This window comes from Zetaproteobacteria bacterium, from assembly GCA_003696765.1.
Taxonomy (GTDB): Bacteria; Pseudomonadota; Zetaproteobacteria; order Mariprofundales; family J009; genus RFFX01.
Genome location: RFFX01000003.1, coordinates 1 through 15980, shown reverse-complemented (window position 1 = coordinate 15980; position 15980 = coordinate 1). Strand labels below are relative to the sequence as shown.

Annotated in this window: 13 protein-coding genes; 9 read left to right on the top strand and 4 right to left on the bottom strand. The window is 67.4% G+C overall.

Going from position 1 to position 15980, the window contains the following annotated elements; all coding sequences use genetic code 11:
• Positions 1 to 76: 76 nt before the first annotated feature.
• The 4 genes from D6682_00385 to pdhA form a co-directional block, all read right to left on the bottom strand.
• A complete protein-coding gene (locus D6682_00385; GenBank protein ID RMH52990.1) occupies positions 77 to 2032 on the bottom strand; it encodes a response regulator in 1956 nt (651 codons plus the stop codon).
• 167 nt (positions 2033 to 2199) lie between these two features.
• Positions 2200 to 3126: a 2-oxo acid dehydrogenase subunit E2 gene (locus D6682_00380; GenBank protein RMH52989.1), complete on the bottom strand. Its 927-nt coding sequence runs from the start codon at positions 3124 to 3126 to the stop codon at positions 2200 to 2202.
• 27 nt (positions 3127 to 3153) lie between these two features.
• Positions 3154 to 4137: a pyruvate dehydrogenase complex E1 component subunit beta gene (locus tag D6682_00375; GenBank protein ID RMH52988.1), complete on the bottom strand. Its 984-nt coding sequence runs from the start codon at positions 4135 to 4137 to the stop codon at positions 3154 to 3156.
• A 2-nt stretch (positions 4138 to 4139) separates the two neighbouring features.
• A complete protein-coding gene (gene pdhA / locus D6682_00370; protein RMH52987.1) occupies positions 4140 to 5186 on the bottom strand; it encodes a pyruvate dehydrogenase (acetyl-transferring) E1 component subunit alpha in 1047 nt (348 codons plus the stop codon).
• Positions 5187 to 5815: 629 nt separating this feature from the next.
• Here pdhA and glpX point away from each other — a divergent pair.
• The 9 genes from glpX to D6682_00325 all read left to right on the top strand — a co-directional run.
• A complete protein-coding gene (gene glpX, locus D6682_00365) occupies positions 5816 to 6769 on the top strand; it encodes a class II fructose-bisphosphatase (protein RMH52986.1) in 954 nt (317 codons plus the stop codon).
• 229 nt (positions 6770 to 6998) lie between these two features.
• Complete coding sequence (gene tkt, locus D6682_00360; protein ID RMH52985.1) at positions 6999 to 8993, top strand: transketolase; 1995 nt, start codon at positions 6999 to 7001, stop codon at positions 8991 to 8993.
• Positions 8994 to 9076: 83 nt separating this feature from the next.
• On the top strand, positions 9077 to 10081 hold the full coding sequence (gene gap, locus D6682_00355; protein ID RMH52984.1) for a type I glyceraldehyde-3-phosphate dehydrogenase: 1005 nt from the start codon (positions 9077 to 9079) through the stop codon (positions 10079 to 10081).
• Positions 10082 to 10223: 142 nt separating this feature from the next.
• Positions 10224 to 11405: a phosphoglycerate kinase gene (locus D6682_00350; protein RMH52983.1), complete on the top strand. Its 1182-nt coding sequence runs from the start codon at positions 10224 to 10226 to the stop codon at positions 11403 to 11405.
• Positions 11405 to 12898: a pyruvate kinase gene (pyk, locus tag D6682_00345; protein ID RMH53003.1), complete on the top strand. Its 1494-nt coding sequence runs from the start codon at positions 11405 to 11407 to the stop codon at positions 12896 to 12898. The genes D6682_00350 and pyk overlap by 1 nt, the downstream gene beginning before the upstream one ends.
• Positions 12899 to 12900: 2 nt before the next feature.
• Positions 12901 to 13938: a fructose-bisphosphate aldolase class II gene (locus D6682_00340; protein RMH52982.1), complete on the top strand. Its 1038-nt coding sequence runs from the start codon at positions 12901 to 12903 to the stop codon at positions 13936 to 13938.
• 120 nt (positions 13939 to 14058) lie between these two features.
• Entirely contained in the window at positions 14059 to 14724 is a 666-nt protein-coding gene (rpiA, locus tag D6682_00335) for a ribose-5-phosphate isomerase RpiA (GenBank protein ID RMH52981.1), read from the top strand.
• A gap of 24 nt (positions 14725 to 14748) precedes the next feature.
• Positions 14749 to 15102 carry an ArsR family transcriptional regulator gene (locus D6682_00330; protein ID RMH53002.1) on the top strand — a complete coding sequence of 118 codons (354 nt, stop codon included), beginning with the start codon at positions 14749 to 14751 and terminating at the stop codon, positions 15100 to 15102.
• A gap of 54 nt (positions 15103 to 15156) precedes the next feature.
• The coding region (locus D6682_00325; protein ID RMH52980.1) for an arsenical-resistance protein at positions 15157 to 15980 on the top strand (824 nt) is incomplete at its 3' end.

The following is a 15980-nucleotide window of genomic DNA, read 5'->3' as shown; positions in this document are numbered from 1 at the left end:
CGTGGACTTGTTGGCTTCACGGGGATCGAGGTTTTCGCGGCCCTCAGGGCCGTGACGCCGGTGCCTTTTAGGGGCGTCATGATCCGCCGGAGGGGGCGCCGTCGATGCGGGCTTCGGCACGGCGCCCGGGCAGCAGCTCGCGCAGGCGGGCGAGCAGTGCATCCGGGTCGAGATGCTGCTTGGCCTGTACCGCCACGTCGTACCGGGACAGTTGCAGCAGCTCGACGTCGTCCAGCTCCTTGGCGGTGACCATCAGGATCGGGATGTCGCGCGTGGCCGGGGCGGAGCGCAGCCAGCCGGCCAGCGTCAGGCCGTCCATCTGCGGCATCATCATGTCGGTGATGACCAGGTCCGGCCGCACCTCCGCCGCCCGGGCGAGCGCATCCACCCCGTTCGCCGCCTCGATGCAACGCACCCTGGGGCCGCCCGACTGCAGGATGTTGCACAGCAGCGCGCGGGCGGCGGGGTCGTCGTCGACCACCAGCACGGTGCGGCCGGCGGGGGCGTCGTCGACCAGCTCTCCCACCTTGCGCCGCAGCTCGTCGGGGTCGATCGGCTTGACCATGAAGCCGACCGCCCCCATCTCCAGTGTCCGGGCGCAGCCATCGAGGATCGAGATGCAGATCACCGGGATGTCACGGGTGTCGGGATCCTCCTTGAGCCGGGTGAGCACCTCCCATCCACTCACCCCGGGCAGCAGCAGGTCGAGCAGGATCAGGTCGGGCCGCTGCGCCTTGACGACGGCCAGCGCATTGGCGCCGCGGTCGAGCTCGAGCACCCGACAGCCGTCGCGCTCCAGATGGACCCGTTGGAGCTCGCGCGCCCTGGGATCGTCGTCGATCAGCAGCACCAGCGGCCCGGAGCCCTCCGGCTGCGCGCATTGCCGCTCCGCCGGCGGCAGCTCCTCCGGCCGCCGGTAGCCCGGAGCGTGGAGCGGGAAGCGCAAGGTGAAGCAGCTCCCCTCCCCCGGCGTGCTCTCCGCCCGGATGGTGCCGCCCATCAGCTCGATGAAGTTGCGGCACAGCGCCAGACCGAGCCCGCTGCCCGGGACGGCGGCGTGCTTCCCCTCCTCCACCCGGACGAAGGGATCGAAGATCCGGTCGAGCTGCTCCCGGTCCATCCCGATCCCCTGATCGCGGACGTGGCAGAGGACGTTGCCTCCCGCGCACTCCATTCCGACCTCCACACGCCCCCCCTCGCCGGAGAACTTGACGGCGTTGCCCAGCAGGTTGATCAGCACCTGACGCAGACGGTCGCCGTCCTGGACCGCGTGGATCTCCTCCCGCGGCAGTTCGCAGGCGATGGTGATGTTCCGTGCATCCGCCTGCGGCCGGATGGTGTCGACGGCCTGGCGGACGATCTCCTGCAGCAGGCAGGGAGCGGGGTGGAGGGTCATCCGCCCCGCCTCGATGCGGGAGACGTCGAGGATGTCGTTGATCATGCGGAGCAGGCGGCTGCCGCTGTCGTGGATGAACTGCAACTGGCGGCGCTGTTCGTCGTTCAGCGGCCCGGCCATCCCCTTGAGCAGGATGCCGGAGAAGCCGATCACCGAGTTGAGCGGGGTGCGCAGCTCGTGCGACATGGCGGCCAGCAGGTCCGATTTCTCCCGGTTGGCCTGTTGGGCGGCGCGACGCGCCTGGCGCAGCCGTTCCTCGTAGCGGTGGCGGCGGGTGACGTCGCGTACGATGCCGACGAAGCGGCGGCCGTCGGCGGTGGCCGCCTCACCGACCGAGAGCTCCAGCGGAAAGGTGGAACCGTCCTTGCGCAGGCCGGTCACCTCGCGGCCAAAGCCGATGATGCGCGGCTTGCCCTCGTCGAGGTAGCGCTGGATGTAGCCGTCGTGCCCGCTGCGATAGGGCTCGGGCATCAGCAGCGAGACGTTTTGCCCGATCAGCTCGTCGTAGCGGTAGCCGAAGATGCGCAGGGCGGCGGGGTTGCAGTCGTGGATGATGCCGTCCTCGCCGATGGTGATGACACCGTCGATGATGGTGTCGACGACGGCACGCAGCTCTTCCCCGCTCATCTTCGCCATAGGACCAGCCCCGCCTTTCCGCCCGGATCGCCCGCCATCCCCCCCGGCGGTGCGTGCGGGATCCCCCGGAACGCGCCCGCCGCAATAGCCGGAATACGCATGGGCGATTCCACCGGCGGAGCGGGCGCCGGTCAAGGGGAGGGCGGGGAAGGGACGGGCGCGGGGCCCTACAGCAGCAGGCCGGCGGGGAGCTCCAGCGCCTTCTTCAGTGCGGTGAGGAAGGCGGCGCCGACGGCGCCGTCGATCACCCGGTGGTCGCAGGAGAGGGTGAGGTTCATCACCTGCCGCACCACCGGCCGTCCCTCCTCGGCCACAACGCGCGGGGTGCAGGCGCCAGCGGCGAGGATCGCCCCCTCCGGCGGGTTGACGATGGCCGAGAACTGCCGGATGCCGTACATGCCGAGGTTGGAGATGGAGAAGGTGCCGCCGCTGTACTCCTCCGGCTTGAGCGCGCCGCTTCTGGCCCGGCCGGGCAGCTCCTTGATCTCGCCCGAGATCTCGATCAGCGATTTGCGCTCGGCATAGCGCACCACCGGGGTGATCAAGCCGCCGTCGATCGCCACCGCCACCGAGATGTGGGCGTGCTTGTGCATCAGCACCGCCTCCTCGGTCCAGCTGGCGTTGGCCGCGGGCACCTGCTGCAGGGCGGTGGCCGCCGCCTTGACGATGAAGTCGTTGACCGACAGCCGGAAAGCGCCGTCGGCCGCCTCGTTGAGCTGGCGGCGCAGCTCGATCAGCCGGTCCATGGTCACGTCGAGCGAGAGGTAGAAGTGGGGAATCTGCTGTTTCGATTCCGACAGGCGGCGGGCGATCGTCTTGCGCATCATCGAATGCGCCACCGCCTCGTACTCGTCCTCGTGGTAGGGGAGCGGGCCGGCGGGAAGCGGTCGCGGCGGCGGGGTCTGCGCCGGGGCCGCCCCCAGGCGGATGCCCCGTGCGGCCGCCCGCTCGACATCCGCCTTGACGATGCGCCCGCCGGGGCCGCTGCCGCGCAGGGTGGAGAGGTCGATCCCCCTCTGCCGGGCCAGACGGCGGGCCAGGGGGCTGGCCTTGATGCGCTTCGGGTTCGGGTGGGCTGCGGCGGGGTCGGTCATGGTCGGGAAACCTCGCGGATTCGGGTGCTAGAGACGGTTGCAGACCGCCTTGGCGGCGGCGACGATTTCGGCGATGGAGGGGATGGTGGCCGCCTCCAGGTTGGCGGCGTAGGGCATCGGCACATCCTTGCCGGTGACCCGGGCCACCGGCGCGTCGAGGTCGTCGAAGCCGCGTTCCATGATGCGGGCGGAGATCTCGGCGCCGATGCCGGCGAAGCGCCACCCCTCCTCGACCACCACCGCGCGGTTGGTCTTGGCTACCGATGCGAGGATGGTGGCCTCGTCGAGCGGCTTGATGGTGCGCGGGTCGACCACCTCGGCCTCGATCCCGTCGCGGGCGAGCGCCTCCGCCGCCCGCAGGGCGAAGCCGGTCATGCGCGAGTGGGCGACGATGGTGACGTCGCCGCCGGTGCGCTTGACCTCCGCCTTGCCCAGCGGGATGAGGAACTCCTGCTCCTCCGGCACCTCGCCGACATCCCCGTAGCAGATCTCGTTCTCGATGAATACCACCGGATCGTCGTCGCGGATGGCGCTCTTGAGCAGCCCCTTGGCGTCGGCCGGGGTGGAGGGCATCACCACCTTCAGCCCCGGGATGTTGGCCATCCAGTTCTCCAGACTCTGCGAGTGCTGCGCGCCGACCCGGGCGGCCGAGCCGCCGGCGCCGCGGAAGACCACCGGAACGGCGTACTGCCCGGCCGACATGTAGTGCATCTTGGCGGCGGCGTTGACGATCTGATCCATGGCGAGGATGGCGAAGTTCCAGGTCATGAACTCGATGATCGGCCGCAGGCCGGCCATCGCCGCGCCGACGCCGAGGCCGGCGAAGCCGAGTTCGGTGATCGGGGTGTCGATCACCCGCCGGGGGCCGAACCGTTTGAGCATCCCCTGGCTCACTTTGTAGGCGCCGTTGTACTCGGCCACCTCCTCACCCATCAGGAACACGCGCTCGTCGCGCTCCATCTCCTCGCACATCGCCTGGTTGAGTGCTTCGCGGTAGGTGATCCGGCCCATGGTCAGCCCGCCCGGCCCGGATAGGGGTAGGCACCCTCGATCGGCTGTGCGTAGACGTGGCGCCACATCTCGGCCGGCTCCGGCTCCGGTTGCGCCTCGGCCGCCCGGGCGATCTCGTTGATCCGTTTCTTGATCGCCCGGTCGCGCTCCTTGAGCTGGAGCGCATCGGTCATGCCGATCTCGATCATCTGCCGCTGCAGCCGGGCGATCGGGTCACGTCCGGCACGCCACTCGTCCACCTCCTCGCGGCTTCGGTAGGTGGCCGGATCGGACATCGAGTGGCCGCGGTAGCGGTAGGTGATCATCTCGAGGATGATCGGCCCCTCGCCGGAGGCGGCGTGCGCACGCGCCTCGGCGCTCTGCGCGACCACCTCCAGCACATCCATGCCGTCCACCTGCATGCCCGGCACCTTGAACGAGATGCCGCGTTTGTAGAGGTGGGTCTCCGCCGAGGCGCGGTTGAGCGCGGTGCCCATGGCGTACTGGTTGTTCTCCACCACGAAGACGACGGGCAGCTTCCACAGCGCGGCCATGTTGAACGACTCGTAGACCGCCCCCTGGTTGACCGCGCCATCTCCCATGAAGCAGAAAGTGACCCGCCCGTCGCCGCGGTAGCGGGAGGCGAAGCCGAAGCCGAGCGCCACCGGCACCTGCTCGCCGACGATGCCGTTGCCGCCGGCGAAGTGGTGCTCGGCGCTGAACATGTGCATCGATCCCCCCTTGCCGTTGACGATGCCGCCGGCGCGGCCGAGCAGCTCGGCCATCACCGCGGTGGGATCGGCCCCGCGCGCCAGGATGTGGCCGTGGTCGCGGTAGCCGGTGAGGAAGTCGTCGTCGGGACGGGCCGCCTCGTGCACCCCGACGCAGATCGCCTCCTGCCCGTTGCACAGATGGCAGAAGCCGCCGATCTTGCGCAGACCGTAGAGTTGGCCGGCCTTCTCCTCGAAGCGGCGGATGAAGAGCATCATGTCGTGCATGTGCGACAGGCGCTCCGCGTCGAAGAAGCGCCCGCCGTGGTGGATGCCCGTCGCGTCGTTTTCGTTGGCCATGGAACCTCCCGGTGTGGAATCCGCGGCCCGGATCGGGGGCGGGGATGGTGGGGCGGCTGCCCCCCGCGCCTGCCCACGGGGCGCGCCTGTGCGCCATCTCCGCTTCCGGCCGGAGAGGCCGCCGCGCGGCGTCGGGGTGGAGCTCCCGCCACCGCGGCCGCGGGCGCCGTCGAACCCTGCCCCGAACGGCGGCGATGGCAACATGCCGGGGCGCCCGCCGGCATGCCCTCCGGTGTGGCCGCTCGCTTTTCTGCGTTGTGGCGCTAGGATGCCGCCCGCGCTCGCCAGGCCCGGTGCCGTCGGGCTGTTCCGGTCGGCGATGCGCAAGCGACCATGGGAGGGTCGCGCACGATGGGTGGCTCCCCGTGCAGGCGGCGCTGCCGGTGGTGTGAGTCTACGCGGAGGGGTGTCGCCCGACCGCCGTCGAGCAAAACGGCCATGGAGGGGCGTTTTGCGGTCTGATCCTGGATGATGGTTTCGCAGGAAACCGTCATCCGCGACCAGGACGGTCGCGCAAAACCGGAGCTTGCGCATGCAGGCGACGGTTTGTAAGGGAATCGAAGGCCGCGCTCTTCGATTCCCGTCGAGCAAAACGGCCATGGAGGGGCGTTTTGCGGTCTGATCCGGTTATGCGCTGCGTTGCGGATCTGAAGATCGAGCTGGTCGAGGTGTGTGAGGAGGCGGCCCGCGCCTGCGCGCCCCACGTCGGCTCCGGCAAGAAGGACGAGGGCGACGGGCTGGCGGTCGAGGCCATGCGTCGCCGCATCAATCAGGTGCCGATGAAGGGGGTGGTGGTCATCGGCGAGGGGGCCAAGGATGAGGCGCCCGCCCTCTACGACGGTGAGGAGGTGGGCACCGGAGAGGGGGTCGAGGTGGACATCGCCGTCGATCCGATCGAGGGGACCAACCTCTTCGCCCGGGATATGCCCGGCTCGATCGTGACGCTGGCGGCCGCTCCGGCAGGGGCGATGTACCGCCCCGGCCCCTGCTTCTACATGGACAAGCAGGTCTACCCCCGGGCGGCGCGCGGCAGGATCGATCCCGAGGCGCCGGTGGCCGACCGGCTGCGTCAGCTGGCCCGGGTGCTGGGCAAGTCGGTGGAGGAGATCAAGGTCTTCGTGCTGGACAAGCCGCGCCACAAGGGGTTGATCCAGGAGATCTACGCGGCCGGGGCCAAGGTGCGGCTGGCCACCGACGGGGATGTCAACGGCGCCATCCAGGCGGTGTTGCACATGGGGGTGGACGCCCTCTTCGGGATCGGAGGCACGCCGGAGGGGATCGTCACCGCCTGCGCCGCCCGTGCCATGGGGGCGGAGATGTTCGGCCGCATGGCGCCGCAGAAGGAGCATGAGATCGAGCGTTGTCGCCGGGAGGGGGTGGACACCACCACCATCCTGACGCGCGACGAGCTGGTGACCAGCGACGACTGCCTCTTCATCGCCACCGGGCTGACCAGCGGCGCCTACGTCCACCACGTCAAGGTGGGCCATGACGCCCACGGTCGCTACAACACCACCGACACCGTCGTGCTCGACGGTGGCATCGGCAACGTCCGTCGCGTGCAGACGACGGTGCATGTCTGATCAGCGCGCGACACGTCCGCCCTTGGACGCTTTGCTTGACGGGAGTCGAAGAGCGAGGTCTTCGATCCCCCTGCTAGATCGATCGCTTGCGATCGCTTGCTTGCGCACGCTCTTGATTTGCGCGGCCGTCCATGACCGCGCTGATGGTTTCTCGCGAAACCGGCATGACTGATCCGGACGCGGCGACCCGCGTATCCGGCGCATATCCAACCGAGAGGCTTCATTCGCCATGAGCAGACCCGACCGCAGAACCCTTGCCAACGCCATCCGCGTGCTCTCGATGGATGCCGTGCAGAAGGCCAACTCCGGCCATCCCGGCGCACCGATGGGCATGGCCGACATCGCCGAGGTGCTGTGGAACGACTACATGCGCCACAACCCCGCCAATCCCGACTGGTTCAATCGCGATCGCTTCGTCCTCTCCAACGGCCACGGTTCGATGCTGATCTACTCGCTGCTCCATCTGACCGGGTACGATCTGACCATCGACGATCTCAAGCAGTTCCGCCAGCTCCACTCCAAGACACCGGGCCACCCCGAGTACGGCTATGCGCCGGGGGTGGAGACCACCACCGGACCGCTGGGTCAGGGGATTACCAATGCGGTGGGCATGGCGATCGCCGAGAAGATGATGGCCGCGCAATTCAATCGCGACGGCTTCCCCGTGGTCGATCACTACACCTATGTCTTCATGGGCGACGGCTGCATGATGGAGGGGATCAGCCATGAGGCCTGTTCGTTGGCCGGCACGCTCAAGCTGGGCAAGCTGATCGCCTTCTGGGACGACAACGGCATCTCGATCGATGGCCATGTCGAGGGTTGGTTCACCGACGACACCCCCAAGCGGTTCGAGGCTTACGGCTGGCAGGTGATCCGCAACGTCGACGGTCACGATGCCGACGAGATCAAGGCGGCGATCGAGACCGCCCGCGCCGATGGCGAGCGGCCGACGCTGATCTGCTGCAAGACAGTGATCGGCTTCGGCTCGCCCAACAAGGCGGGCAGTCACGACTGCCACGGCGCGGCGCTGGGCGAGGAGGAGTGTGCGCTGGTGCGCAAGGAGCTGGGTTGGAGCCATGCGCCGTTCGTGATCCCGGAGGAGATCTATGCCGGATGGGATGCGCGTGCGCGTGGCGCCGCCGCGGAGCAGGAGTGGCGCGGGATGCTGAAATCTTACCGGCTGGAGCATCCCGAGCTGGCCGCGGAGCTGGAGCGGCGCATCAACGGTGCGTTGCCGGCCGATTTCGACGAGACGATGGCCGACTGGATCGAGCAGCTGCGGGAGGAGAAGCCGGGGTGGGCCACCCGTGTGGCCTCGGGCAAGACCATCGGTGTGCTGGCCGAGTGCCTGCCGGAGATCGTCGGCGGTTCCGCCGACCTTGCGCCTTCCAACAACACCAAGTGGCCGGGGGCGGTCGCCTTCTCCCCGCAGACACCGGCGGGGAACTACATCCACTGGGGCGTGCGCGAGTTCGGCATGTCGGCGGCGATGAACGGCCTGGCGCTGCACGGTGGGGTGATCCCCTTCGGCGGAACCTTCCTCATCTTCTCCGAGTATGCGCGCAATGCGATCCGCATGGCGGCGCTGATGAAGGTGGGCACGATCTTCGTCTATACCCACGACTCGATCGGGCTGGGGGAGGATGGCCCCACCCATCAGCCGGTGGAGCAGATCGCCACCCTGCGCATGATCCCCAATCTTCGGACCTGGCGCCCCTGTGACGCTGTGGAGTCGGCGGTGGCCTGGCGGTGCGCCATCGAGCGGCGGGAGGGGCCCTCGGCGCTGGTCTTCACCAGGCAGGGGGTGCCGTGCAACGACTACACCGATGAGCAGGTGCGCAACATCGCCTTCGGCGGCTATGTCCTCTCCGACTGTGACGGCACGCCGGAGGCGATTATCATCGCCACGGGTTCGGAGGTACAGCTGGCCCTGGCCGCACAGAAGGAGCTCTCCGACCGTCGGATCCGGGTGGTCTCCATGCCTTGCGTCGAGCAGTTCGAGGCGCAGTCCGAGGCCTACCGGGAGTCGGTGCTCCCTGCGTCGGTCACCGCCCGGGTGTCGGTCGAGGCGGGCGTGACCGCCTTCTGGGCCCGTTACGTCGGGTGGAACGGCCGGTCGATCGGGGTGGATCGATTCGGCGAGTCGGCGCCGGCGGCGGCGCTGTTCAAGGAGTTCGGCATCACCACCGAGGCGGTGGTCGAGGCGGTGCGCGCGCTGATCTGAGGCAGAAGCTGATCCGGGGCCTCGCACGCCGCGCGCTGGCTCCATATCACAACCAACAACACCATTCCAGCAGGGAGAACGGCATGACAATCAGAATCGGAATCAACGGGTTCGGGCGGATCGGCCGCATGGCCTTCCGCGCCATCGCCAGGGAGTTTTCGCAGATGGAGGTGGTCGGCATCAACGACCTGCTCGATCCCGAATATCTGGCCTACATGCTCAAGCATGACTCGGTGCACGGCCTCTTCGACGGCGATGTGGCGGTCGAGGGGGGAAACCTGGTCGTCGACGGCAAGACCATTCGCGTCACGGCCGAAACCGACCCCGCGAACCTGAAGTGGGACGAGGTCGGCGCCGACCTGGTGCTCGAGTGCACCGGCTTCTTCCTCACCGAAGAGGGGTGCCGGAAGCACATCGCCGCTGGTGCAAGGAAGGTGGTGCAGTCGGCACCGAGCAAGGATCACACGCCGATGTTCGTCTACGGCGTCAACCACGAGGAGTACGCCGGTCAGCCGATCGTCTCGGCCGCCTCCTGCACGACCAACTGCCTGGCGCCGCTGGCCAAGGTGGTGCACGACAGCTTCGGCATCAGGCGCGGCTTGATGACCACGGTGCACGCCGCCACGGCGACACAGAAGACGGTCGACGGCCCGTCGAAGAAGGACTGGCGCGGAGGCCGCGGCATCCTGGAGAACATCATCCCCTCCTCCACCGGCGCGGCCAAGGCCGTGGGCAAGGTGATCCCGTCGCTGAACGGCAAGCTCACCGGCATGGCCTTCCGGGTGCCCACCTCAGATGTCTCGGTGGTGGATCTCACCGTGGAGCTGGAGAAAGAGGCGGGTTACGACGAGATCGTCGCGGCGGTGAAGAGGGCCGCGGAGGCGCCGGGCATCGGCGAGACGCTCGCCGTCACCGAGGAGAAGGTGGTCTCGACCGATTTCCGCGGCTGCTCCTACTCCTCCATCTTCGATGCCACCGCGGGCATCGCCATCGACTCCACCTTCGTCAAGCTGGTGGCCTGGTACGACAACGAGTACGGCTACACCTGCAACATGCTGCGCTTCGCGCGCCACGTGGCCAGCCACTGAATATCTTTCCTCCAGCGGGCCGCGCAAAACGGGGCTTGTGCATGCAGGCAACTGTTCTTGTAAGGGCGTCCAGGGGCGCGTTCTTCGATGTCCGTGGGGCCGGCAAGTCCATGGAAGGACGTCTTGCGATGGGGATCAAGCCATGTCCGTGATCAAGATGACCGACCTCGACCTGAAGGGCAAACGCGTATTGATCCGCGAGGATCTCAACGTGCCCATCGTGGATGGCGAGGTGGGCGACGACACGCGCATCCGCGCCAGCCTGCCGACGATGCGGCATGCGATGGATGGAGGCGCCCGCGTAATGGTCATGGCCCATCTCGGCCGTCCGACCGAGGGCGAATACGAGGAGTGCTTCTCCTTGGCGCCGGTGGCGCGCCATCTCTCCAAGCTGCTCGGCAAGGAGGTCCGCCTGATCAAGGACTATCTGGACCATGCGCCCGAGGTCGCCGAGGGCGAACTGGTGCTGCTGGAGAACATCCGGTTCAACAAGGGCGAGAAGAAGAACGACGACGGGCTGGCGAAGCGGTATGCCGCGCTCTGCGATCTCTACGTGATGGATGCCTTCGGCACCGCCCACCGCGCCCAGGCCTCCACCCACGGCGTGGCCAGATATGCGCCCGTGGCCTGCGCGGGTCCCCTGCTGGCCGCCGAGCTCGATGCCTTGGGCAAGGCGCTGGACAATCCGGCGCGGCCGATGGTCGCCATCGTCGGCGGATCGAAGGTTTCGACCAAGCTCACGGTGCTCGAATCCCTGTCGAAGGTCGTGGATCAACTGGTGGTGGGTGGCGGCATCGCCAACACCTTCATCGCGGCCGCGGGCTACAACGTGGGCAAGTCGCTCTACGAGCCCGACCTGATCGACACCTGCACGCGGCTGACCGAGGCCGCCCGCGCCCGTGGCGGCGACATCCCGGTTCCGACAGACGTGGTCGTCGGCAAGGAGTTCTCGCCGGATGCCGAAGCCACCATCAAGCGGGTCGAGGAGGTGGCCGATGACGAGATGATCTTCGACATCGGCCCGGAATCGGCCCAGCGGCTGGCCGGGATCCTGAAGGGCGCAGGCACGATCGTCTGGAACGGGCCGGTGGGCGTGTTCGAGTTCGACCAGTTCGGTGCGGGAACGAAGGCCGTCTCCATGGCCGTCGCCGACTCTCCGGCCTTCTCCATCGCCGGCGGCGGCGACACGCTCGCGGCGGTGGCCAAATATGGCATCGCGGAGCGGGTCGGTTACATCTCCACCGGCGGCGGTGCCTTCCTCGAGTTTCTCGAGGGCAAGAAGCTGCCCGCGGTGGCGGTGCTCGAGGAGCGCGCCGCCGGGTGATCGGCAACAAGCGCCGCACCAAGATCGTCGCCACGCTCGGCCCGGCCTCCGAGAGCCCGGAGATGCTGGAGCGGATGGTTGCCGCCGGCGTCAACGTGGTTCGGCTCAACTTCTCTCATGGTACGGCCGCGGAGCACTGCCAGCGGGCGGAGCGGGTGCGGGCGGTGGCGCGCAAGTTGGGTGTCGTGGTCGGGCTGCTCGCCGACATGCAGGGGCCCAAGATCCGGATCGGCAGCTTTCGCAAGGGGCGGACCATGCTCCAGCCCGGCCAGCGCTTCACCATCGATGTGGCGCTCGATCTCGATGCGGGCGACGACGAGCGGGTGGGGGTGACCTACAAGCAGTTGATCGACGATGTCGAGCCTGGCGCAAGGCTGCTGCTCAACGACGGGCTGATCGTCATGGACGTGGAGCGGATCGAGGGGAGCGCGATCCACTGCCGGGTGGTTCAGGGCGGAGAGCTCTCCAACAGCAAGGGGATCAACCGTGCCGGCGGGGGGCTGTCGGCCGCGGCGCTCACCGACAAGGACAGGGAGGATATCCGAACCGCCTGTGCTATCGGTGTCGATTATGTCGCCATCTCTTTCCCGCGGGACGGAGAGGACATCCGGCTTGCGCGCCGGCTGGTGCGTGCGGCCGGCGGGGATGCCGGTATCGTGGCCAAGGTGGAGCGGGCCGAGGCGGTGGAGCATCTGGATTCCATTCTCGATGCATCCGATGCGGTCATGGTCGCGCGTGGAGACCTGGGGGTCGAGATCGGCGATGCCGCCGTACCTCCGGTGCAGAAGCGGATCTTGCGCAAGGCGCCCAAGTACCACTGCCCGGTGATCGTCGCCACCCAGATGATGGAGTCGATGATCCACAACCCGATCCCGACCCGCGCGGAGGTCAACGACGTGGCCAATGCGGTGATCGACGGCGCCGATGCGGTGATGCTTTCCGGCGAGTCGGCCGCAGGCAGGTACCCGGTCGAGGCGGTGGAGGCTATGGACCGCACCTGCCGTGAGACCGAGCGCCATCGGGTCTTCCCGTCGCAGGCGACACGCGATCCCAGCCCTCCGCGATCGGTCAACGAGTGCATCGCCCGTTCGGTGATGGAGGCGGCGCGGATGCTGCCGATCAAGGCGATCGTCGCCTTCACCGAGAGCGGCAGCACCGCCCTCTACATGTCCCGCCATCTGGGCGAGGTGCCGATCTACGCGTTGACTCCGGTTGAGCGGACCCTCGGTCGGGTGAGCCTCTACCGCAATGTCACCCCCATCATCCTGCCGATCCACTACACCAAGGCGACCGACGCCCCCCGCGCCACCGAGGATGTCAAGCGGTTGTTGCTCAGCCGCGGGATCGTCGAAGAGGACGATCTGATCGCGATGACCATGGGGACCCCGATGGGGAAGTCGGGGGCGACCAATATGATGAAGATCGTCCGTGCGGGCGATCACTACGATTACGACGGAACGGACTCGATCACAATAGAAGAAAAGGAGAGATAGCCATGGCTTTGATTTCATTGCGTCAGTTGCTCGATCATGCAGCGGAGAACGACTACGGCATGCCGGCGTTCAATGTCAACAACATGGAGCAGGTTCATGCCATCATGGAGGCGGCGGCCGAGGTCGACAGCCCGGTGATCATGCAGGGGTCGGCGGGGGCGCGCAAGTATGCGGGGGAGCCCTTTCTGCGCCATCTGATCGCCGCCGCGATCGAACAGTATCCCGATATCCCGGTGGTGATGCACCAGGACCACGGCTCCTCGCCCGCGGTCTGCCTGCGCTCGATCCAGTCGGGCTTCTCTTCGGTGATGATGGACGGCTCCTTGTTGGAGGATGCCAAGACTCCGTCGAGCTACGAGTACAACGTCGAGGTCACCCGCAAGGTGTGTGAGATGGCCCATGCCGGTGGCGTCTCGGTGGAGGGGGAGCTGGGCTGCCTCGGGTCGCTGGAGACCGGCGAGGCCGGTGAGGAGGATGGCGTCGGCGCCGAAGGGAAGCTGGACACCGACATGCTGCTCACCGATCCCGATCAAGCGGCCGACTTCGTGGAGCAGACCGGCGTGGATGCATTGGCCATCGCCATCGGCACCAGCCACGGCGCCTACAAGTTCACCAAACCGCCCACGGGCGCGGTGCTGCGGATCGACCGGATCAAGGAGATCCATGCCAAGCTGCCGAACACCCATCTGGTGATGCACGGCTCCTCCTCGGTGCCGCAGGATTGGTTGAAGGTGATCAACGAGTATGGCGGCGACATGGGCGAGACCTACGGGGTACCGGTCGAGGAGATCGTGGAGGGAATCCGTCACGGGGTGCGCAAGGTGAACATCGACACCGACCTGCGCATGGCCTCCACCGGGGCCATTCGCCGCCATCTGGCCGAGAACCCCTCCAACTTCGATCCGCGCAAGTTCTACGGCGCGGCCAAGGAGGCGATGAAGGAGATCTGCAAAGCCCGTTTCGAGGCGTTCGGCTCGGCCGGTCAGGCATCGAGGATCAAGCCCAAGTCGCTGGAGGCGATGGTCGCTTTCTACAGCTGAGCGTGTGCGGCCGGCGACGGCGGATGCGGGCGGCCCTTCGGGTCGCCCGTTTCGTTGAGGGGCCCGGCCTGTCGGGAGGGCGGGGCGTGTGCGGATGATCGGGCAGGAAGGAGGATCGGGATGACTCAGGATGAAATGAAGGAGAAGGTTGCCGCCGCTGCACTGGAGTATGTGGCGGAGGGAACCATCATCGGCGTCGGTACCGGGTCGACGGCCAACAAGTTCATCGATGCCCTGGCCGCAAAGAGGGGGGCGATCCGTGGGGCGGTGGCCAGCTCCAATGCCAGCGCGGAGCGGCTGGCCGGGCGGGGTATCCGGGTGGTCGAGCTCAACCGGGCGCTCGATGAGGTGGGGCGGCTTTCGGTCTACATCGATGGTGCCGACGAGTTCGATCCGCAACGTTGTCTCACCAAGGGGGGAGGCGGGGCGCTCACCCGTGAGAAGATCGTCGCCGCCGCCTCCGAGCGCTTCGTCTGCATCGTCGACGAGAGCAAGCAGGTGGAGCGGCTCGGGGCCTTTCCATTGCCGGTCGAGGTGATTCCGATGGCCGAGCGGCTGGTCGCAGGCGCACTGCGGGCGCTTGGCGGGGATCCTAGGTTGCGTCAGGGCTTCACCACCGACAACGGCAACGTCATCCTCGACGTGCATGGCCTGGTGATCGAGGATCCTCCGGCGCTGGAGGATCGGATCAACGCCATTCCCGGCGTGGTGACCAACGGGATCTTCGCCCGTCAGCGGGCCGATCTGATCCTGATGGGCACGCCCACCGGAGTCGTGACCATCTAGAATCCCCGCCGGGTTCGGGTGGTGCTGGAGCTCGTCGCGCGCTTCAAGGGGCTGGCCGATTCGGTGCGGTTGCGCATCGCCCGCCTGCTGTGCTACCACGAGGAGCTCTGTGTCTGCCATCTGACTCGGGCGTTGGCCCTGCCGCAGAGCACGGTATCGCGTCATCTCAACATCATGCGCCATAGCGGCCTGGTGGCTGCGGAGCGGCGGGGAAAGTGGGTCTACTACCGGGCGGTGCGTGAGGATCCGATGGTGGCGTCGTTGCTCGCCCTGATTGCAGAGCGGACCGCGTCGGATCCGGTGGGGAGGGAGGATTGCGCCCGCCTGGGCGGCGAGGTGCCGTGTGACGGGGAGGGTGCGCCCGGCCCTATTGATTGACAAATCCGCATAGGCGGATATGATCGCCTCCATGGCACGCTCTCATGGAGGCGGATGATGAACGACAACCCCAAACCCCTCGGGCTCTTCGCCCGCTACCTCACCCTCTGGGTGTTTCTGGCCATCCTGGCCGGCATCGGCCTCGGCAATGTGGCGCCAGGGTTGTTTCATGCCTTGGGCGGCATGGAGGTGGCGCACATCAACCTGCCGGTGGCGGTGCTGATCTGGGCCATGATTCTGCCGATGCTGCTCAAGATCGACTATTCGGCGCTGCACGAGGTCTGGCGTCATCGCCGCGGCATCGGCGTGACGCTCGCCGTCAACTGGCTGGTCAAGCCGTTCTCGATGGCCCTGTTCGGCTTCATCTTCCTGCGGGTGCTGTTTGCCGACTGGCTCGACCCCGCCCGCGTCAACGACTACATCGCCGGGCTGATCCTGCTGGCCGCCGCCCCCTGCACGGCGATGGTCTTCGTCTGGTCGCGGCTGGTGGGCGGTCATCCGCAGTTCACGCTCACGCAGGTGGCGCTGAATGATGTGATCATGGTGTTTGCCTTCGCGCCCATCGTCGGCCTGCTGCTTGGCGTGGCACAGGTTGTCGTGCCGTGGGATACGCTGTTCCTGTCGGTGCTGCTCTACATCGTGATTCCGGTCGTGATTGCATACATCGGCCGCAAGATGCTCCTGGCCCGCAACAGACTGGAGGACGTGCTGCACATGATGGACCCGGTTTCGATGGCGGCGCTCCTGGTCACGGTCGTGCTGCTGTTCGGTTTCCAGGGCGAGCAGATCATCCGCCAGCCGCTGGTGATCCTGCTGCTGGCGATTCCGATCACGGTGCAGGTCTATTTCAACTCGATGCTGGCCTACTGGCTGAACCG

Coding starts and splice junctions, on each gene's coding strand:
- D6682_00375 (RMH52988.1), bottom strand. CDS start 4,137: ATGGGCCGGATCACCTACCGCGAAGCACTCAACCAGGCGATGTGCGAG.
- rpiA (RMH52981.1), top strand. CDS start 14,059: ATGACTCAGGATGAAATGAAGGAGAAGGTTGCCGCCGCTGCACTGGAG.
- D6682_00385 (RMH52990.1), bottom strand. CDS start 2,032: ATGGCGAAGATGAGCGGGGAAGAGCTGCGTGCCGTCGTCGACACCATC.
- tkt (RMH52985.1), top strand. CDS start 6,999: ATGAGCAGACCCGACCGCAGAACCCTTGCCAACGCCATCCGCGTGCTC.
- D6682_00380 (RMH52989.1), bottom strand. CDS start 3,126: ATGACCGACCCCGCCGCAGCCCACCCGAACCCGAAGCGCATCAAGGCC.
- D6682_00350 (RMH52983.1), top strand. CDS start 10,224: ATGTCCGTGATCAAGATGACCGACCTCGACCTGAAGGGCAAACGCGTA.
- pdhA (RMH52987.1), bottom strand. CDS start 5,186: ATGGCCAACGAAAACGACGCGACGGGCATCCACCACGGCGGGCGCTTC.
- glpX (RMH52986.1), top strand. CDS start 5,816: ATGCGCTGCGTTGCGGATCTGAAGATCGAGCTGGTCGAGGTGTGTGAG.
- gap (RMH52984.1), top strand. CDS start 9,077: ATGACAATCAGAATCGGAATCAACGGGTTCGGGCGGATCGGCCGCATG.
- D6682_00340 (RMH52982.1), top strand. CDS start 12,901: ATGGCTTTGATTTCATTGCGTCAGTTGCTCGATCATGCAGCGGAGAAC.